This is a genomic window from Bacillus sp. NPDC094064 (genome assembly GCF_050279585.1).
GTDB lineage: Bacteria > Bacillota > Bacilli > Bacillales > Bacillaceae_G > Bacillus_A.
Genome location: NZ_JBNNUI010000007.1, coordinates 21920 through 42182, shown reverse-complemented (window position 1 = coordinate 42182; position 20263 = coordinate 21920). Strand labels below are relative to the sequence as shown.

Annotated in this window: 21 protein-coding genes and 1 riboswitch; of the genes, 13 read left to right on the top strand and 8 right to left on the bottom strand. The window is 36.1% G+C overall.

The window, feature by feature from the left end; all coding sequences use genetic code 11:
• Nucleotides 1-37 precede the first annotated feature (37 nt).
• The 5 genes from ACQKNI_RS16770 to ACQKNI_RS16750 form a co-directional block, all read right to left on the bottom strand.
• On the bottom strand, nucleotides 38-301 hold the full coding sequence (locus ACQKNI_RS16770) for a metal-sensitive transcriptional regulator (RefSeq protein WP_000456206.1): 264 nt from the start codon (nucleotides 299-301) through the stop codon (nucleotides 38-40).
• Between the two features lie 185 nt (nucleotides 302-486).
• Complete coding sequence (cdr, locus tag ACQKNI_RS16765) at nucleotides 487-2151, bottom strand: CoA-disulfide reductase (protein WP_427282506.1); 1665 nt, start codon at nucleotides 2149-2151, stop codon at nucleotides 487-489.
• Between the two features lie 142 nt (nucleotides 2152-2293).
• On the bottom strand, nucleotides 2294-3571 hold the full coding sequence (locus tag ACQKNI_RS16760; RefSeq protein WP_427282505.1) for a neutral/alkaline non-lysosomal ceramidase N-terminal domain-containing protein: 1278 nt from the start codon (nucleotides 3569-3571) through the stop codon (nucleotides 2294-2296).
• 95 nt (nucleotides 3572-3666) lie between these two features.
• On the bottom strand, nucleotides 3667-5085 hold the full coding sequence (spoVR, locus tag ACQKNI_RS16755; protein WP_098357066.1) for a stage V sporulation protein SpoVR: 1419 nt from the start codon (nucleotides 5083-5085) through the stop codon (nucleotides 3667-3669).
• A gap of 114 nt (nucleotides 5086-5199) precedes the next feature.
• The gene (locus tag ACQKNI_RS16750) at nucleotides 5200-5763 is read right to left on the bottom strand and encodes a nitroreductase family protein (protein ID WP_098357065.1); all 564 of its coding nucleotides are present in this window, start codon (nucleotides 5761-5763) and stop codon (nucleotides 5200-5202) included.
• Nucleotides 5764-5996: 233 nt separating this feature from the next.
• Here ACQKNI_RS16750 and ACQKNI_RS16745 point away from each other — a divergent pair, with 233 nt between their 5' ends.
• The 9 genes from ACQKNI_RS16745 to ACQKNI_RS16705 all read left to right on the top strand — a co-directional run bounded on the left by ACQKNI_RS16745 (nucleotide 5997) and on the right by ACQKNI_RS16705 (nucleotide 12690).
• The gene (locus tag ACQKNI_RS16745; RefSeq protein ID WP_141552205.1) at nucleotides 5997-6593 is read left to right on the top strand and encodes a hypothetical protein; all 597 of its coding nucleotides are present in this window, start codon (nucleotides 5997-5999) and stop codon (nucleotides 6591-6593) included.
• Nucleotides 6594-6718: 125 nt separating this feature from the next.
• Nucleotides 6719-8224: a spore germination protein gene (locus tag ACQKNI_RS16740; protein WP_098357063.1), complete on the top strand. Its 1506-nt coding sequence runs from the start codon at nucleotides 6719-6721 to the stop codon at nucleotides 8222-8224.
• Nucleotides 8221-9303, top strand: coding sequence for a Ger(x)C family spore germination protein (locus ACQKNI_RS16735; protein ID WP_088232381.1), 1083 nt, complete (start codon nucleotides 8221-8223; stop codon nucleotides 9301-9303). The genes ACQKNI_RS16740 and ACQKNI_RS16735 overlap by 4 nt, the downstream gene beginning before the upstream one ends.
• 12 nt (nucleotides 9304-9315) lie before the next feature.
• On the top strand, nucleotides 9316-10425 hold the full coding sequence (locus ACQKNI_RS16730) for a GerAB/ArcD/ProY family transporter (protein WP_088232380.1): 1110 nt from the start codon (nucleotides 9316-9318) through the stop codon (nucleotides 10423-10425).
• Between the two features lie 45 nt (nucleotides 10426-10470).
• Nucleotides 10471-10980 carry a PCYCGC domain-containing protein gene (locus ACQKNI_RS16725; RefSeq protein ID WP_071711548.1) on the top strand — a complete coding sequence of 170 codons (510 nt, stop codon included), beginning with the start codon at nucleotides 10471-10473 and terminating at the stop codon, nucleotides 10978-10980.
• Nucleotides 10981-11103: 123 nt separating this feature from the next.
• Nucleotides 11104-11352, top strand: coding sequence for a YhdB family protein (locus ACQKNI_RS16720; RefSeq protein WP_001195458.1), 249 nt, complete (start codon nucleotides 11104-11106; stop codon nucleotides 11350-11352).
• A gap of 165 nt (nucleotides 11353-11517) precedes the next feature.
• Nucleotides 11518-11937 carry a disulfide oxidoreductase gene (locus ACQKNI_RS16715; RefSeq protein ID WP_000532256.1) on the top strand — a complete coding sequence of 140 codons (420 nt, stop codon included), beginning with the start codon at nucleotides 11518-11520 and terminating at the stop codon, nucleotides 11935-11937.
• 12 nt (nucleotides 11938-11949) lie between these two features.
• A complete protein-coding gene (locus ACQKNI_RS16710; RefSeq protein WP_088232379.1) occupies nucleotides 11950-12402 on the top strand; it encodes a thioredoxin family protein in 453 nt (150 codons plus the stop codon).
• Between the two features lie 72 nt (nucleotides 12403-12474).
• A complete protein-coding gene (locus ACQKNI_RS16705) occupies nucleotides 12475-12690 on the top strand; it encodes a DUF1540 domain-containing protein (protein WP_088232378.1) in 216 nt (71 codons plus the stop codon).
• Nucleotides 12691-12722: 32 nt separating this feature from the next.
• Here the strand turns inward: ACQKNI_RS16705 and ACQKNI_RS16700 are convergent, their stop codons facing one another.
• The 3 genes from ACQKNI_RS16700 to ACQKNI_RS16690 all read right to left on the bottom strand — a co-directional run bounded on the left by ACQKNI_RS16700 (nucleotide 12723) and on the right by ACQKNI_RS16690 (nucleotide 14840).
• The gene (locus ACQKNI_RS16700; RefSeq protein WP_088232377.1) at nucleotides 12723-12974 is read right to left on the bottom strand and encodes a hypothetical protein; all 252 of its coding nucleotides are present in this window, start codon (nucleotides 12972-12974) and stop codon (nucleotides 12723-12725) included.
• 169 nt (nucleotides 12975-13143) lie between these two features.
• Nucleotides 13144-13905 (bottom strand): L,D-transpeptidase, encoded by a 762-nt coding sequence (locus tag ACQKNI_RS16695; RefSeq protein WP_098357061.1) that lies wholly within the window; start codon nucleotides 13903-13905, stop codon nucleotides 13144-13146.
• Between the two features lie 68 nt (nucleotides 13906-13973).
• Complete coding sequence (locus tag ACQKNI_RS16690) at nucleotides 13974-14840, bottom strand: SDR family oxidoreductase (RefSeq protein WP_088232375.1); 867 nt, start codon at nucleotides 14838-14840, stop codon at nucleotides 13974-13976.
• 221 nt (nucleotides 14841-15061) lie between these two features.
• Here ACQKNI_RS16690 and ACQKNI_RS16685 point away from each other — a divergent pair, with 221 nt between their 5' ends.
• The 4 genes from ACQKNI_RS16685 (at nucleotide 15062) to ACQKNI_RS16670 (ending at nucleotide 20222) form a co-directional block, all read left to right on the top strand.
• Nucleotides 15062-16363 carry an NCS2 family permease gene (locus tag ACQKNI_RS16685; protein WP_088232374.1) on the top strand — a complete coding sequence of 434 codons (1302 nt, stop codon included), beginning with the start codon at nucleotides 15062-15064 and terminating at the stop codon, nucleotides 16361-16363.
• A gap of 89 nt (nucleotides 16364-16452) precedes the next feature.
• A riboswitch (SAM riboswitch) is annotated at nucleotides 16453-16558 on the top strand.
• Between the two features lie 88 nt (nucleotides 16559-16646).
• On the top strand, nucleotides 16647-17759 hold the full coding sequence (locus ACQKNI_RS16680) for a sugar ABC transporter substrate-binding protein (RefSeq protein WP_088232373.1): 1113 nt from the start codon (nucleotides 16647-16649) through the stop codon (nucleotides 17757-17759).
• The gene (locus ACQKNI_RS16675; RefSeq protein ID WP_141555226.1) at nucleotides 17756-19243 is read left to right on the top strand and encodes a sugar ABC transporter ATP-binding protein; all 1488 of its coding nucleotides are present in this window, start codon (nucleotides 17756-17758) and stop codon (nucleotides 19241-19243) included. Before ACQKNI_RS16680 ends, ACQKNI_RS16675 begins: the two co-directional genes overlap by 4 nt.
• Complete coding sequence (locus ACQKNI_RS16670; protein WP_098252359.1) at nucleotides 19227-20222, top strand: ABC transporter permease; 996 nt, start codon at nucleotides 19227-19229, stop codon at nucleotides 20220-20222. The genes ACQKNI_RS16675 and ACQKNI_RS16670 overlap by 17 nt, the downstream gene beginning before the upstream one ends.
• Nucleotides 20223-20263 lie beyond the last annotated feature (41 nt).

Genomic DNA, 20263 nt, shown 5'->3' with positions numbered 1-20263 from the left:
TGTTTTTGAAAATCTGTCAACACTTATGTTTGACAGATTATCGGCTTTTGACAAGTAATTGAACAGCTTCTTTAATTAACTCTTCATTTGAACCATTACCACTTTCAAACTGTTCACGTAAACATTGCTCTAAATTCGTTCCAACAACAAGTCCAATTGTACGATCTAAAGCAGAGCGAGATGCCGTTAACTGTGTAATAACCTCTCGGCAATCTTTTCCTTCTTCCATCATACGAAGCACGCCACGAACTTGACCTTCAATACGTTTCAATCTATTTTTCATATCTTGATTGTATTCCATTGTATAATCACCTCATTACTATTATGTCACCATTTATAACTTATGACAACATATTATACCCTACAGGGTATTTTGTAAACCCCTATTTTTAATTTTCACCTTATATATTCGCAAAACATAAAGTGAAACCTTAATCTATAGGCTTTCATCTTCCACCAAATTTTGAAGTGGAAGATGAAAAAATATCAATATACAATACGGTCTGGTAATACTGTACCATACAATTTAAAACCACCATCTACATTCTTTACCTTATATCCTTTTTCCATTAACATGCGTGCTGCAACATATCCTCTCATACCGAGTTGACAAGTAATATATATTTCTTTATCCACTGGCATTTCATCCAAACGATCACGTAATTCATCTAACGGAATATTAATAGAACCTTTAATCATTCCCTGTTTTAGTTCATTAGGCTCTCGAACATCGATAAGATATCCACCATTTTCAACAATATGATCTATTTCATGCCATTGTACCGTTTCCACAAAACTATCTACTATATTACTTGCGGCATACCCCACCATGTTTACTGGATCTTTTGCAGAAGAATACGGCGGTGCGTATGATAATTCTAAATCCGGTAAATCAATTACAGTTAAATTTGCTTTTATTGCCGTTGCAATAACATCGATACGCTTATCAACACCGTCACGTCCTAACGCCTGTGCCCCGTAAATTTTTCCGCTTTCTTTATTAAAAATTAATTTTATTAGCACTGGGGTAGCATTCGGATAGTATCCAGCATGCGAATTTGCCTGTACATGTACTACCTCATAGGGTATATTTAATCGTTTTAATATTTTCTCATTTACTCCGGTTGAAGCAACTGTTAAATCAAAAACTTTAGCTACAGAAGTTCCCATCGTTCCTTTATATAAAGAATCAGTATGACCATGAATAATATCCGCTAACATGCGACCTTGACGATTAGCTGGCCACGCTAAAGGAATCATCGTTTCTGTTTCTGTAACAAAATCTTTCACTTCAATCGCATCACCAATTGCATATATATGTGGATCCGATGTTTGAAATTTTTCATTTACTTTTATCGTTCCTCTAACTCCTAGAGCTAATCCTGCATCCTTTGCTAAACTACTCTCTGGTTGTACACCAATTGCTAAAATAATCATATCTGTCTCTATAATTGAACCACTTTTTAAACGTACAACAGTCCCGCTCTCTTCTAATTCATCTACACCATCTTCAAAAACAAGCTCAACATTGTGATTTTTCATATGCTCATGCACATATGCTGCCATTTCATAATCGATTGGTGGCATCACTTGCTTTGCCATCTCTACAAGAGTAACATCAATTCCACGTTCTCTTAAGTTTTCAACCATTTCCACTCCAATAAATCCGCCGCCAATAACCGTCACATGACGTGGTTTCTTCTCATCAATATACGCTTTAATACGATCTGTATCAGGTACATTCCGTAACGTAAACAACGCCTTCGCTTCTTCAATACCTGGAATAGGTGGAACAATTGGTTTCGCCCCTGGTGAAAGAATTAATATATCATATTCCTCGTTATATGTTTCATTCGTCGTTACATTCTTTATAGTAATTGTTTTCTCTTCTTTATTAATCTTTACTACTTCACTCAATACACGTATATCTAAATTAAAGCGCTTTGACATTCTTTCAACAGTTTGTACTAATAATTTTTGTCTTTCTGTAATGACACCGCCAATATAGTATGGTAATCCACAATTTGCAAATGAAATATATTCACCGCGCTCAACCATAATAATTTCATCTTCTTCACTTAAACGACGAAGCCTTGCAGCTACTGATGCGCCGCCGGCAACTCCGCCTACTACAACTATTTTTCTAGACATATTTCAAACCTCCGTGTTATTTATTTTCTCAATGTATCAAAAACGAAAACTAATACCCGTATGGGTATATAATAAAACATACAAAAAGCATTTTCAATATATATGTCTTTCTTTCACAAATTTGAAACAAATAAAAAAGAACTTAGACATCTCCAAGTTCTTTTGTGTATAATTCTATAACTTTCTTTACGATTACATCTGCTGTATTTTCCTCCGGTGGCATCAATAAATTCGTAACCGTTCCATACACAATAGGATTCAACTCTACTTCATATCCAGCATATGCAAATTCTTCCTTTGTCGGTAAATAACCGATATATCCATTCGTATAGCCACCAAAGAAAACTAGATCATTTTGAAGACGCTCTTTCATTTCTAACGCAGTCTCTGAAAAAGGTTCCATCGGTATACCAGAGAACATACCATCATTAACTTGAAACAGTTGAACTTCTAAATCGATACGTAACTTCCGAATACCTTGCTTATATTTCTCTAAAACGATAGTAAGCCATTCATCCGTATTCACACCCCACTGCTTCTTAGCTAATTGAGCCATGCTTCTTACCTCATCAACTTCAGGAATATCCTTCAACTGCATTTGCATCGTACTCGAAATTGTTCTTAACTTTACGATTGAGCTATATGTAACTGTTGGCAACATCGTTAATACATGTCCACTAAGTATGTAAGCCATTTGTTTTAATGCTTCCCTTGAACCGCGATATTTCGCATTCACATTTCCAGCAGCACCTTGCACGATAATAACTGGGCAGTTTATTATCTTCTCAAGAATCTCTCTCGTCATCCCGGGATAGTCCGCTGACAATACATCACTATCACCTTTTAAAACATTCGGATGAGCCGTGCAAAATACTACAACCCCACATAGCTCTTTCGTTTCAGCATCTCTTATTGCTAACATACCAATTCGTTTATCTACAACACCCTCTATATTTATTCCCATCTTCGCTGTTCCATCGGACGTTCTCTCTCTTCGGTTTACTCCAATATCACCTGCCGTAATGCCCCAGCCAACTTCACATGACCTTAAGTTATTATTGGCAATAATAGCACCGTGCACTACATTATTTACTAAAATCGTTTTATACGACTGCACTAGCGGATCAGCACCGACCGTTTCTGGACCGGAATGCGTATGCGTATACACAACCGTTATCCGCTCAAATGGCACATGAAGCTCACTCGCTACTCGCTCACGAATCATATTCGTATCTTCTACTAACATTCCAATATTATCAATACTTATAAACACAGTTTTCATTTCATCTTTTTCAAATACAAAAACCGTCCCGTAAATACGTTCTTCAATATTATTTATTCCTGTCTCTCGATGATATCCGATAAAATCAATACCTAACGGCGGCGTAATATCAACCTTACATACCCCTACTTTGCTCATTTGAATCGCTCCATTTCTCTATGTAACTCCCTTACTTTAAGAATAGCATATTTAATAAAAAGAACGGACATAGCATTCTATGTCCGTTCTTTCCTTCACACATACTTCCGATGCACCATCTTCCCATCATAAGAAAACACAACACCCTTACTTTCCACAATCGACTCCATATGCACTGTTCTTCCCCATAACTGATGAATGTATGGCAACACTTTTTCTAAGTATTTTAAATCTAGCTCGATTCCTTCATAGCTATGTTTAATGTACAATTCGCCATTCTTTAAGTAGTCTCCATCTTCTACTACTAAGTACGGAAAACCTCCATTTGTTCGCATATTTACAAGCTGATCACGCACATTTTCCCACTCTTTATCTATTACTTTATACTCTTTTCCTTGGCGCTGGAATAAGTACATATCTTCTCGCATGACGAGTTCTTTATTTAAGTAGTTTCTTAAGAACGATACGTCCCATTCAATCTCACGTACTTCAAAGATTTTGTCACGACCAGAACCTGGTTTTACACCGCGTCGTTTCATCTCTTCTGTCGGATTGTTGTAGCGTTCTTCAATATCTTCAAACATTTTAATACCGAGATAGTATGGGTTAATGCTTGTTTTTGATGGCTGCACTACGCCCGCATTTAATTTCGCAAATTCAATTGCTTCATCAGATGTTAAGTCCATTTCACGAAGTATGCGTTGATGCCAGTATGATGCCCAGCCTTCGTTCATGATTTTCGTTTCAAGCTGCGGCCAAAAATATAACATTTCCTCACGCATCATCGTTAAAATGTCGCGCTGCCATTCTTCTAGCTCACGGCTATATTCTTCAATAAAGAGGAGTAAATCTTTCTCTGGCTGTGGCGGAATCTTCTTCTTTTTGCGTATATTGGATCGTTCCCTCTTTTTATTTCGATCATCTAAATTCCATAAATCATCGTATTGAGACGCTTTTTTCTTTTCTACTTCTTCCTCTTCTAAATCATCGATGCTCCATGCGAGTTTTGGTCGCATAAGCGATGGGTCAATATGCTCTTGAATAGCGAGCACTGCATCTAAAAATGTTTCTACCTCCGCCTTTCCGTACTTATGCTCATATGCTTTCACACGGTCTGCTGTTGCCGCCATACTCTCTACCATATCTCGCTTCGTATTTGAAAAACGAATATTATTTTTAAAGAAGTCACAGTGTGCTAAAACGTGCGCTACAATTAATTTGTTTTGAATTAAAGAATTCGTATCTAATAAAAAGGCATAACATGGATCAGAGTTAATAACGAGTTCGTATATTTTACTAAGTCCTAAATCGTATTGTAATTTCATTCTGAAAAATTGTTTTCCAAAACTCCAATGTGAAAACCTCGTCGGCATCCCATATGCACCAAATGTATAAATGATTTCAGCTGGACATATTTCATAACGCATCGGATAAAAATCAAGCCCAAATCCAGTCGCAATTTCCGTAATTTCCGCAATCGCATATTGCAGTGCTTTATCGTCACTTGCTCTCATTATTTTCCCTCCTTACACTTTCCCTTAAGAAAGTGTATGATTGGAAACAAGCTTTCATGAGGATTGATTGCATAATAAAAAGACATCCTCATAAAAACGAGAATGTCTCATCTATTAACCTTCAATAATCTCCATCTTCTCCGTAATCGGCGCTCGCGCTTTTCCTTCTGGTGCTTTATCGAAATAGCCAAGGTGAAGAATTCCAACGATGCGTTGGCCTCCTCTTGTTAAACCGATTCCTTCTATAAATAATGGATTGTAGTTTAATCCGCCTGATTTCCAAACACAGCCTAAGCCGCGTTCCCAAGCAAGTAGTTGGAAGTTTTGCATAAATGCACATGTTGCAGCGTAATCTTCATCACGTTGAATTTGACGTGGATCTTCATTTATGTAAACAACGATTTGCGCAGGCGTGCTTAAGAAACGATCTGATAAAATTTTACCGCGTTTCGCTCTTTCTTCTTCTGTAAAAGAGTTTAATACTGCGTCTACTAATTTTTTGCGGCCTTCTCCAATGTATAATTTACAATTCCATGGCTCACGGTGTTTATGATTTGGTGCCCAAGTTGCGTCGTTTAATAGTTCAATTAATAACTCTTTATCTACTGCTTTATCTGTGAATGTACGAACAGAACGTCTTTCTTTAATCACATTTGCGATGGAAGTATATGTAGTCATATTTTTCTCTCCCTTATTTTTATCTATATGTATACCTTCGTTATTGATATTGATTTTCAATTTCGATTATAACCTAGTTTTTTACTATTAATCAATGTTTTATGTTAGAAAACTCCTAAAAAAAATCATTTCATGCTGTGAATAAAAAAACTTACTTTGTTCACAAGTATTTCACATTTTATGGAAATGATATGTGTACAGTTTTCCACATTATCCATCTAGGAGGAGTTTACATGTACAAAAAGATTGCAGTAAGTATGACTATGGTAGCATTATTATGCGGGGTAACTGTCTTCCCGGCTTCCGCTGCTACACAAAAAGAAGTAACCATGCACCATCATAAACCAATTTCAGAAGAAGAAATGCAGTCGCTCGAAAAACTCGGCTATAACAAACATGACATTTGGAAAGCTGCTCATATTGCGAGAATTAGTAAAAAAGAAATAAAAGACGTTTTAGCTTACTATAAGCAAAATAAATCTTGGGAGAAAACAGCAGAACATTTCGGTGTAGATCCAAGTAAGCTGAAAAAGCATCATATGAATAAAGAAACAAAGCAAGCACTGCTACAACAATTAGCAACTATGCAAAAATCTACACCAGACGGACTAAAACAAAAAATGAAAGAATACAATATCGGCCTGCGTCAGCTTACCGTATTAACGATCATTTCTCAAAAAAGTAATACTCCTCTTGATGATGTACTAAAAATGAAAAAAGATGGAATGGACATTAAACAAATTGCAGAAAAATTAAACGTAAAAAGAGAAGATATAAGAGCGGAAATGATTAAATTAGTAAAGTCTATTAAAGAAAAGAAAACAAATTAACAGACCAAAAAGGAAGAGATATTCACTGCTCTTCCTTTTCTTTATGAACTTTCAACTTTGAAGTATAAATTCCCGTCTTTCCCAAAAACTAACACAAGTAAATGATGTACGTCAGGGGTGAGAAAATGTTTCGTTTATCATCTAAAAAGAAGAAACAATCCGTATGCTCTGTTCCAGAATTTATCCACACCATGAAAGAATCAAGTGACTTCTCTTCTTATAATGTCATAGAGGATGGGTCATTATGTTTGTTTTATTATGAATCTACAGTAGAATCACTCATTATTAAGCGATTCATTTTATCTCCTATAAAAGTTGGATTGGAAGGGATTCATACCATTGAAGACATTGCAAATATTGTATCTATTGAAGAAGTTATCGTTTCTCCTTCCGTTAATGATATTCGTGAAAAATTATTAGGTGGATACGTTTTATTACAACTAAAAAAAGGTTCAGAGCAAGAAGCGTATGCCCTCCTACGCGCTGAAAGTTCCGTTTTAGGAACAAGATTATATAACGATACGGAGAATGAATATAGTGTCATTGGTCCAAAAATCGGATTCGTTGAAAATATCGATACCAATATGCATTTACTTCGGCGAAATATCGTAACAGAACAATTAATTTTCAAAGAACTTTCTGTTGGTTCTATATCAAAAACAAAAATCGTAGTCGCTTATATGGCGGATATTACAAATGAACAACATGTGAATACTACAGTGCAACGTCTGCGAGATATTGACTTTGATTTTCCTTTTGATGCAACTATGATTGAACAGTTTATTAGCGATAATAGCAACTCCCCCTTCCCTGTTTTACTACCTACAGAGCGTTTAGATCGCTCCGTTTATGCGTTACTGAACGGAGGAGTTGTCATTTTAACAGACGGTTCACCATACGCATTAGCTGGACCAGCAACGTTGCTTGATTTCTTCGTCTCGCCAGAAGATTATTATTTACCATGGATAGCAGGCTCATTTCTTAGAATGGTTCGTTTTTTCGGAGCTGCATTCTCTCTATTCTCTTCAGCTATTTATACAGCTGTATTAACGTATCACTATCAAATGATTCCAGCTGATTTACTTGGTCCTATTATTTATTCTAGAGCTAACGTACCATTCCCACCTATGTTAGAAGCACTCTTTTTAGAAATTACAATTGAATTACTACGCGAGGCTGGAGCACGTTTACCGACTAAAGTCGGCCAAACGATTGGTATTGTTGGCGGGATTGTAATTGGGCAAGCATCTGTTGAGGCTGCTTTAACGAGCACTATTTTATTAATTGCGGTGGCGTTGTCTGCGCTTGCGTCTTTTACAACACCAACAGTAAAAATGTCTTCCACTATCCGGATATTACGATTTCCACTCATCATTTTAGCTGGAGCATTTGGCGGCGTAGGTCTTATCGTCGGATTCGTATTTATATTAGCTCATTTAATTCGCTTAAAATCACTTGGATCACCTTATTTATTACCTTTATACCCATTCCGCGGGTTAGGGACAGCAGAAGGTCTCTTTCGCTTGCCGTTTAGTCAAACTGCGGGACGTGCCTCTTTTCTAAGACCAAAAAAGAAATGGCGCTATGATCCAAACAAAGCGAAAGAAAAACGTGATGGTGAGGAGAAATGAAAAATATTTTATTATGCTTTTTCATTGTCATTTTAATTTTTCAATCTGGCTGTACACAACCGAATATAGTAGACACACAGCGAATTATTCATGTCAGTGGATTCGATATAATGAAGGATAAAAAATTTCGTGGGACAATTCTCTACCCTGATTACACAAGAGGCGTACAATCAAAACCAGAAACACAATCCACTACTGCTGGTACCCTCGAAACAATCTCTTCACTTCTAAATGCAAAATCGCCACATACAATCGCTATAGGTCAAATGCGTGTTGTCCTATTTGGAAAATCATTTGGCGAACGTGGAATTGGGGATGTTATTAACAACTTACAACGTGATCCTAACATAGGGCGGGATGTACAGCTAGCGCTTGTAGACGGTTCAACAGAAGAATTACTCAAGCATATTAAAACAAATGGATCGCTATATCTGTCTGATTTACTGGAGCAAAATATAGAAACCGAGACAATTCCTCGGACGCCTTTAAATGTTTTTTTATATAACTTTTATTCATCCGGAAGCGATCCATTTCTTCCTTATATTAAAGCGGATGAAGATAAATCTGCTTCCATTATAGGACTCGCTTTTTTAAAAAAAGATAAAGTAGCTATGTACACAGATAAAAAAGGATCTTTTTTATTCAAACTACTCATTAATCCAACTAAAAATGGACGTTACGAAGTCCCGATACGTCAAGGTAAACATAAAGGCTTAATCGCCACTCAAAACTTATCCGGAAAGAGTGTTTGTTCTCTTTCCGACACTGGTGACATTCCGAAAGTTCGTATTCACCTGAAATTAAATGGACTCATAAAAAACGCTCCCGACTGGCTTGATTTAACAAAGAATAAAAATGTAACTTACGTAAAAAAACATGTTGAAACCACGCTTGAGAAACATTTGGACGAATTAATAAAACAATTCCAAGAAAAAGAAATCGATCCAATAGGTATACGTGAAGAAATTCGTAGTCACTCAAGAAAATGGAGCATGAAACAAATTCAAGACATGTATCCTAGCGTAGACATTGCTGTTAATGTGGAGATTAATGTCGTACAATCTGGTATCGGAGAATAGTGAGGTGCTATCATGACTGAACAAGATAAAACACATACTGTTTCCCCTTATTTCACATTCCTTCTATTACACTCCCTTCAAATCGGAGTGGGTGTATTAGGATACCAAAGAATTATTGCGCAATATGCCGGTTATGATTCTTGGATTTCCCTTATTGTTGCCGGCATTGTAACTCATATCGTATTATTTTGCATGCTGAAAATGTTAGAAAAAGATAATGATTTAATGAATATTCATACGACATGTTTCGGAAAGTGGCTTGGAACTTTTTTTTCCGTATGCTTTGCTGTATACCTTCTATTATTTTGCCTTACTGTTCTTCGTACATATATTGAAGTTATTCAAGTTTGGGTCTTCCCTACAATTAAACCGTGGAAATTAACTTTATTATTTTTACTGGTGGCTTACTACGTAATTAAAGGTGGTTTTCGCTCTGTAACAGGAATGTGTTTTTGGGGCGTCATAATACCGATTTTCGTCCTATTTTTCTTAGCTTTCCCAATGAAATACGCACATGTCCGTAACATTTTCCCAATTCTAACTCATTCACCTTTAGAAATTTTAACTGCAACGAAAGCATCTGCATTAGAATTTCTCGGATTTGAAGCAATCCTTATTTTTTATCCATTTATTAAAAAAGGAAAATCGTTAAATAAATGGGCACATGGCGGTATTACCTTTACAACTATTTTATACGTAGTACTAGCAATCGTGTCCCTTATGTACTATAGCCAAGGACAACTACATCATACAATTTGGCCAACATTAACGATGCTAAAAATCATTAAGGTTCCTTTTATCCAAAGGTTTGAGTACGTCATTATTTTCTTATGGTATCTAATTATTTTACCTAATCTTTGTTTAACAATTTGGTCTTCTTGTTGCATTAGTAAAAGATCTTTTCACATACCTTTTAAAATCACACTGCCATTTTTTATCGCAGCCATATTTATTTCGTCCTTATTTTTCACAAACCGTGAAAGCATCGATATATTAAATACAGTACTTTCTCAGGCGGGCTTATATATTGTATACGCTTATATTCCGATTTTATTTCTATTTCATTCACTACGATGGCGCTTCAAAAATCAGTCGAAAAAATCTTCCCCCAACGCACCATGATATTTGATACAATTTGGTTAATACATTTGTAAAGGGGACAAGCGAATGAAAAAGTATGTATTTTCTTTACTTGCGGTACTGAGCCTAATTCTTGCTGGATGCGGGAGTACTAGTACAAATGACAAAAAATCTTCTGAATCAAAAGAAGAGCATGATCATGCCACGCACACTCAGCAAGCTGACATTCAAGAAAAAACAAAAGGAATCGACACACTTCCGGCCTTCCTAGACAAGCTTGATCCACAAATGAAAGAAATCTACACTGTCGCTGGACAAAATGCAGAACTATTAGATTGGATTCCATGTTACTGTGGCTGCGGTGAAAGTGTAGGACATAAAAATAATAAAAACTGCTTTATTCGTGAAATTAAAAAGAACGGTGAGGTTGTTTGGGATTCCCATGCAACGACTTGCGTCAATTGCTTAGAAATCGCAGTAGAATCCGCTTCGATGAAACAAAAAGGAAAGTCAACGCTAGAAATTCGCAACTATATCGATAATAAATATAAAGAAGGCTACGGCAAACCAACACCTACACCAATGCCAAAAGCTTAATAAAAACGAGGACATGCCTCGTTTTTTCTTTTCATTCACATTTTTTCTTAACAAATTCTTTCAAGTGTATTTCCCCTTGCTTGTCACACACTATATATAACTCCTCAGTAAGGAGGGTACACAGTGCAAACATATAACGACTATGACAAAGCTCTCTATTACACGTATTGCTGTAATTGGGATAAATTACTCGTTCTCATGGTTCAAACGAACGATCAATTATTTTCTAAGCGTATTGAGCATTTTTTACACGCTTATCAATACAGTAAAGAACTACCAGAAGTTGATAAACAATTGCAGCTCCTATTTCAATATATTGACCACGCATCCCAAAAGTCACATATAGAAGAAGTAGAGCAAATTCAAATGTAAAATATAGCGCTATTCTCTTGCAGAGAATGGCGCTTTTTTAAAATGTTTATATCAATAAAGGTTTCTCCTTATAAAACTTTTATTGATAAACATATTTTTTCTTTCTTTTCTGTACTACTTCATACTATAATTTAGTATGTAACTATTATAAGAGAGGTATAAAATATGGGACGAGAAAAAAAGCAAGAATATGCTTTATTTACCGCGTGGGGTGCTTCTTTTATTGCTACACTCGGAAGTCTATACTTTTCCGAAATCATGAAATTTGAGCCTTGTGTCCTTTGTTGGTACCAACGTATTTTTATGTATCCATTCGTTTTATGGCTCGGTATCGCTGTAGTAAAAAAAGACTATCGCATCGCAAGTTATTCTTTACCAATCGCAAGTATTGGTGCTTGTATTTCTTTATATCACTATGCAATTCAAAAAATCGCAGCATTTTCAGCTGCTGGGGCAGCTTGCGGTCGTGTACCTTGTACGGGAGAATACATAAATTGGTTCGGCTTTGTGACAATCCCGTTCTTAGCACTTATCGGCTTTATTACAATCGCTGTTTGTAGCTTTATTGTAATCAAAAACAAATAAGGAGATGAAAGAATGAAAAAAATGCTTATATTTGGCGGTATTATTATTGCCTTGTTTGCAGCAATTTTCGCTGTCACACAAATGGAAGAAAAAAATGCTACTAGCCAAAAAATTGATAATACTACTGATAGTAAAACAAATGGCCCTGACTACTATACAAATAAAATCTCTCTTTCAGATCTTCAAAAGAATTTAAAAGAGAAAAAAGAGGAAACAGTATACTTTTATCAAACATCTTGCGTTCATTGTCAAAAGCTATCTCCTATCGTAGTACCGATGGCTAAAGACTTGAACGTTGATATGAAAGTTATGGATATTGAAAAATTAGATGCTCCTTGGGATGAATATAAAATTACAGGAACACCAACAATCATTCATTTTAAAGATGGCAAAGAAATAAGCCGTATTAGTGGTGAACAACCGAAAGACAAATTAAAAGAATGGCTTGAACAAACAAAGAAATAAAGAGAAAAGGAAACTCCTTCTATACATGAAATGCTTATAAAATCCCACACTAATATATAAGGAGGGGGTTTTATGCCAGAAGTGAAATGCTCTGTTTCCAATTGCTCATTTTGGGGACAAGGTAACTTTTGTCAAGCAAGTTCAATCGTTGTTCAACCAGATGCACAAGAGGCTGGTCAGAATACAAATGATTCGTATACAGGTGCTGTTTTAACAAACGAAACACTAGAAAGTTCTGTAGCAACAAGTGTAGAAACTTGTTGTCATACATTTAAGCCAAAATATTAAACAAAAAAGCATACGATTAATCGTATGCTTTTTTACATTCCCCTCCAAAAATCATGCATGATAAAAAAGTACAAAATAACGAGAACGACTGTCCCACATAAGGTAATGCGCCGATATATACTCTTCTCTCCTTCCCTCGCTTTAACAAATGCACAAATAAATCCGAAGAACAATATTAAATCCACATATGGAACATAAAAAGAAAAGACGAGAAACGCATACAAATACACGATAAATAAGCAGGTCGTTACTAAGAAAATTTTAAATGCAAATTCACTTTTCATACTGTAACCGCCCCCAATCTGTACTGTATTATATTCAACAAAATACAATAGTTGCTGTTTCTTTTTTCATCCTGCTATTTACGAGCATCGCGATTCGTTTAAACTAATAATTCATACAAAATCTGCTTCACTAAATTACAAATAAGCTACCGCCTATACACGGTAGCTCTTACAGTACATTATATTTCCGTTTATATATATTACTTAAAATCGAAGAAGGAATTTGCTCATAACGAACTTTTTCTCCCGTTTCATCCATAATATACAAATTGTTTCCTATATAATATGTTCTATCTTTCCTTTTGGCATACACTGCATACCTTTCGTTTGGTAATACTGTTTTTACTTTTGTTAATTGCCCATTTGGCTCTTGCCAATATATATTGACACGGTCTACTAACGTAAGTATTCCAATTTGGTCTTCTTCCACTTTACGACCATTCCAGCTCACAACGCGATACCCCAGCTTATTCGCTTCAAATTCGGGACTCGTATGAAAACGAGAAATGATTACTTTTGTCTGCAATTGTACTCGGTCATATAACCATTGTATATCTCTGTCATGCATGCGAATACAACCATTCGATTCCCTACTTCCAATCGTCCATTCTCTATTTGTCCCGTGAATTGCATACTCCTTTTTATCTAATCCAAGCCACCTTGTACCAAGAGGATTATTCGGTGCACCACCAGGTATCTTTTTACGATGGTATTCTTTATTTTTATATTTAGTTATAATACAAAAGTTTCCTTCTGGCGTTGGGGTGCGATCCCTTCCAGTCGTTATTGGAAATGTCCTCGTATAGTTTCCATCTTCAAAAAAAGATAGCTGATTTGTCGTAAGATTCACTAGTATTAAATGATCTGTATTAGCAAAAGCGCTAGCTGGTAGGCAGAAAAATAGGATTACGATACACCATATTTTTTTCATCTAAATCCTCCCTAGCACTAATATCATAATAAATGCAATTAGCTTTACTTTGCTCTTATAGATGAAAACTATCCATTTACAATAACGCCTCCGTTTACATGTATCATTTGCCCTGTCACATATGTGGAATCCCCAGACGCTAAATATACATACGCAGGCGCTAATTCATATGGTTGACCAGGTCTTTGCATCGGAACATTACTCCCAAACTGTGATACTTTCTTCTCATCAAAACTTGATGGGATAAGTGGCGTCCAAATCGGCCCTGGTGCAACACCATTTACACGAATCCCTTTTTGCACTAACGACTGAGAGAGTGATCTTGTAAAAGCTACAATCGCTCCTTTCGTTGCAGAATAATCAATTAACGTTTCATTTCCTTCGTACGCAACAATAGAGGCTGTGTTTATAATGACATCCCCTTGTTTGAAGTGAGAAAGTGCTGCTTTCGTAACATGAAAATAAGAAAAAATATTAATGCGAAACGTTTTTTCTAGCTGTTCCGCTGTAATATACTCTAACCCTTGCTGCGGATATTGCTGCGCGACATTATTTACTAAAATATTCAAACCGCCTAGCTGCCGGACGGTCTCTTCCACAATATGTTTACACTGTTGTTCATTACTTAAATCACCTGGCAACAATACACACTTTACGCCTTCTTTTTCAACACGTTGTTTCGTCTCATTTGCATCTTCTTCCTCATCTAAATAAGCAATCGCAATATTTGCTCCCTCTTTTGCAAAAGCGATAGACACAGCTCGTCCAATCCCGCTATCTCCCCCTGTAATTAATACATTCTTTCCTTTTAACTTGTCGCTACCTTTATAATTCGGATCTTCAAACTGCGGAAGTGGATTCATGAATGATTCAATACCAGGCTGTTTATTTTGATGTTGCGCAGGCATTGTTACAAAGTTTTTTTGCTGCGGCATACTTTCAATCAGCTCCTTTTCCTTATCATGTGCACAATAACAAAAACTACTTACACATAAAAAACGTAATTTACACGTAGTTCTACGATTAATATTCGAATTTACGACACAAAATATGAGTTATCATAAACTTTTTATGCAAAACTATTGCAAAACGCACAAAAAACGAATATTATATATAACTGTTGTGAAAATTATTCGTAAACAGAAAGGATGTTTATATGTTTAACCTTTCAAAACATAAAACTTCTATTAAAACTGAAATTATGGCGGGTATTATTACCTTCTTAACAATGGCATATATTATTGTCGTAAACCCTGTCATCCTTGGTGATGCAGGTGTCCCATTTGAACAAGCATTTACAGCAACAATTATCGCTGCTGTTGTCGGAACATTATTTATGGCGATCTTTACAAACTTACCAATCGCAATTGCACCAGGTATGGGATTAAATGCTTACTTCTCTTACTCTGTTGTAAAAGCTCATGAAGGCATGACTTTCGCAATTGCATTCTCTGCTGTATTCGTAGCTGGTATGATTTTAATTTTGTTATCATTCACATCATTCCGTACAAAATTAATGGAAGTAATTCCTGAAAACTTAAAACATGCACTTACTGCTGGTATCGGTCTTTTTATCGCTTTTATCGGTTTACGCTTAACAGGAATTGTAACAAAACATGAATCTAACTTAGTTGGACTTGGTGATCTTCATTCCCCTCCTGTTTTACTAGCATTAGCTGGACTTGGAATTACAATTATCCTTATGTCTTTAAATATAAACGGGGCACTATTTATCGGAATGTTATTAACTGGTATGATTGCTTACTTCACAGGTCAATTAACATTTTCAAATGGCGTTACATCAATGCCTGGATTACCAGAAGGAATTATCGTTGCAAATCCAATTACTGCTGTATCTGATGTAATTAATTACGGATTATACGGTGTTGTGTTCTCCTTCTTCCTTGTTACATTATTCGATACAACAGGTACATTGCTTGGCGTTGCACAACAAGGCGGATTTATGAAAGATGGAAAACTTCCTAAATCAGGACGAGCACTTCTAGCTGATTCGTTCTCAGCAACAATTGGATCTATGTTCGGAACAACACCATCAACAGCTTACATTGAATCATCTGCTGGTGTTGCAGCTGGTGGGCGTACTGGTTTAACAACCGTTACAGTAGCTGTACTATTTGCAGTAGCAGCATTCTTCGGACCTTTAGTGAGCGCTGTTTCTGGTGTATCAGCTATTACAGCACCATCATTAATTATCGTTGGTAGTCTTATGATGGGTTCAGTTCGATATATCGATTGGGATACGTTCGATGAAGCATTCCCAGCATTCTTAGTAATTTTAAGCATGCCACTTACATCAAGTATCTCAACAGGGATTGCACTTGGATTTATTTCATACCCACTTATGAAAGTGGCAAAAGGACAATTCCGTGCTGTTCATCCACTTATATATTTATTTGGAATTTTGTTTGCTTATCAATTGGTATTCTTACCACATTAAAATCCCTCTTTGTGAGGGATTTTTTTATGAAAAATTATTTGACAACACGACAAAATTGTGGAATAATTCGAAATAGTTAAATATTCGATGTCTTATCAAGAGCAGGTGGAGGGATGAGCCCTACGAAGCCCGGCAACCGACCCATTTATGGGCACGGTGCTAATTCTTACAACACGTTGTGTTGAAAGATAAGAGTAATATGATAAGACGTCTTTTCTATATGAAAAGGCGTTTTTTATTTTCACTCCCTCCTCTCTCTTCTTAATTTAGGAGGGATTTTTTTATGAAAAAATTATGTTCCATCGTACTTATTTTTCTCTTATTTACATTGACAGCTTGTACAAATGAACAAGATGCTATCTCCTCACAAAAGCAACAAACTGTGAAAAAAGCGACTACAACAGTAGAAAACAACTTACCAACAGAAGTTCCAAGCCAAGTGAAGAAGCCATTAAAAATCGCATTAATCATGCAAATGTCCATCGGAACTTTTTCCTCTCAATATATTGAGGGTGTCAAAAAACAAGTCGAGCTATTTGGCGGCAGTGTACAAGTCTACAATTCTGATAACGATTTAGCAAAAATGGCTGCAAATTTAGATACTGCTATTAATTCAAAAGTGGATGGAATTTTAATTGATCACGGCCGCTCTGAAGCACTAAAACCGGGAGTAGAAAAAGCTTTGCAGGCGAACATTCCCGTAGTGGCATTTGATAACGACCTACGCCTGCCTGGTGTAACGATTATTGATCAAGATGACTATAGCCTTGCATGGAAATCCTTAAAAACATTAGCAGAAGATTTGAATGGACAAGGAAATATCGCAGTCGTATGGGTTGGCGGATTTGCTCCAATGGAACGTCGCAATGTTATCATTGATGCTTTTTATAAACGTTATCCAAATATAAAAGAAGTTGCACGATTCGGTACTGCTAGTAATAACACACCGCTTGATACACAAACACAAGTAGAAGCCTTACTAAAAAAATATCCGAAAAAAGGAGATTTACAAGCAATTTTTGCTTCGTGGGATGAGTTTGCTAAAGGGGCTGTTAAAGCACTTGAACAAGCCGGTCGTACAGATATAAAAGTATACAGCATTGACTTAAGTAATGAAGATTTACAACTCATACAAAAAGAAAACTCTCCTTGGACAGCTACTGCTGCAACTGATCCAGCTGAAGTAGGTAAAGTTCAAGTGCGATTTTTATACAAAAAAATTGCTGGTGAACAAACGCCAGATATTTATTCACTAGAACCTTATTTAGTAAAGAAAAATAGTTTACCAAAAGAAAATATAACGATGGATCAGTTATCAAAATATATAAACGGTTGGGGAGACTCAAAAGATGCATATTCTCCTTGGATGAAAAAATTAGAGAAGGAGAAAAAGTGATGACATTCTCTCTTCAAAACATTACACATTCTTATCATGTTGCCACACCTGTTCTAGAAGATGTTTCTATTCATATTCGAAAAGGAAAAGTGCACGCTTTACTAGGAATGAACGGTGCAGGAAAAAGCACTTTACTAAAAATAGCAACTGGTGAATTTCAACCAGTTGCTGGCAATATAAAAATTGATAATCAGTCTGTTTCCTTTACTTCACCACGCGATGCAAAACAGCACGGTATTTCTTTCGTAACACAAGAAGTAGATCACGGACTTATTCCCGGATTATCTGTATTAGAAAATGTACTTATCGATCATTTAGCAATGCAAAATAAAGTACTATTTTCAAAGTCAAAATTAGTCGCACTCGCTAAACAACACTTGCAAACTGTACAGGTAAATTTAAATGTTTCAGAAGATGTTTCAAACTGCTCATTACATGAAAAACAATTACTTCTTATCGCAAGGGCTTTATCTAACAATACAAATTATCTTTTATTAGACGAGCCCACTTCTTCTCTTGGGCCAAAAGAAGTTGAAACCTTTGGAAAGCTCTTAAAAGATTTAACATCAAAAGGTATTGGCATTATCTTAATTTCTCATCGTTTATCCGAGATTCGAAATTTCGCGGATGATGTAACTGTATTACATAATGGGAAGGTTTCCCTTTCTGAAGCCATTACAAAGATTACAGATCAGCAAATTGTGGAAGCAATGACTGGCAAACAACTTACACTACCTATTAATACAGCGCCAAAATGCGGGAGCGAAGAATTATTTAAAGTACAAGAGCTTCAATTACGCGAAGATCATTCTCCCCTTTCTCTTACAATACGAAAAGGAGAAACTGTTGTGATATACGGATTAATTGGAAGTGGAAAAACAACACTTGCCGAAACTTTATTTGGTGCTCGTCATACTTATCGCGCAAAAATAGATGGTCAAACAATAACAATTAAAACACCACGAGATGCGATTAAAGCGAAAATCGCACTTGTACCAGAAGAAAGAAGAAAACAAGGTGTATTTCTTTCGGAAGATATAATAAGTCACACTAATTTACACCAATCAGGATGGCGACGAAAACAAAACGAATTAAATAATGCTACTACAGCAATTGATTCTTTCAGTATTTCACCAAATGACCCAAAAGCTTTTATTCACTCACTTAGCGGTGGAAATCAACAAAAAGTCTCAATTGCAAAGTGGGATGGATTCAAACCTAATCTATTTCTTTTGGACGAGCCAACTAAAGGTGTAGACATAGCTGCGAAACAAGACATTTTTCGATTCATTCGCAACATTACAGAAAACGGAAGCTCTGTAATTTATTTCACAGGAGAACAAGATGAAGCGCTACATATCGCCGATCGTATTCTTATACTGGCAAATGGAGAGTTTGTAGGTGAATACTTGCCAAACGATCTATCGCCTGAACAACTTTTACATTTATCTGAAGGGAGCTATTCCATTGAATCTCGCTCATAAAACTAAAACTAAGAAACTATATTTACCTACTCATCTTTTTTATCAATTTAGTACAATTGCTATCATTATAGGTGTTACAATTTTTTTCTCTATCGTCAATGATTCTTTTTTTACATACAACAATATTAGTGATATTTTACGTTCTATTTCTATCGTAACGTTACTTGCGATCGGTGTTACCTTTACATTGATTGTAGACGGGTTTGATTTATCAGTCGGCTCTACTGCTAGTTTAGCAACAATTGCCGCTGCTTCCTGTCTCGTTTTATATCGACAAGAACTATTAGTCACACTACTTGTTCCTATTCTTTGCGGACTATTAGTTGGATTATTAAATGCACTACTCGTTATCCGAATTAAACTACCAGATTTACTAGCCACATTAAGTATCATGTACATCGTTAATGGACTACACTTAACATTTTCAAAAGGATCTTCAATTTATGAAGGAATGTCGGGTGCCACAGGACATTTTATTCCATCCTTTTTATTTATCGGTCAAGGTTCCGTTTTAGGAATTCCAGTCCCTGTCATTATCATGCTTATCGTCGTTTTAATTGCACATCTATTTTTAGAAAAAACAACGTACGGTCGTTTCTTTTATATGACAGGTGGGAATCGAGAAGCTGCTAGACTAGCCGGTATCCCTACTGATCGTTACCGTGTATATGCTTATATGATTAGTGGTTTACTTGCATCCATTGGTGGTATTATTCTATGTAGCCGCGTTGGAACAGGGCAAGTTTCAGCTGGTGCCCCATTATTAATGGATGCAGTTGCAGCTTCCTATATCGGTTATGCAATGTTCGGTGCCAAGAAACCAAATATAGTCGGAACATTTCTCGGCTCCGTATTAATTGGAATTATATTAAATGGCCTCACAATGATGAACGTTCCTTATTATGCACAAGATATCATCAAAGGCAGCATTTTAATTACAGCTTTAGCCTTTTCATTTATTAAAAAGAAGCGTAAATAAAAGAGTAGAGCATCGAATTCCGATGCTCTACTTTCCTTTTG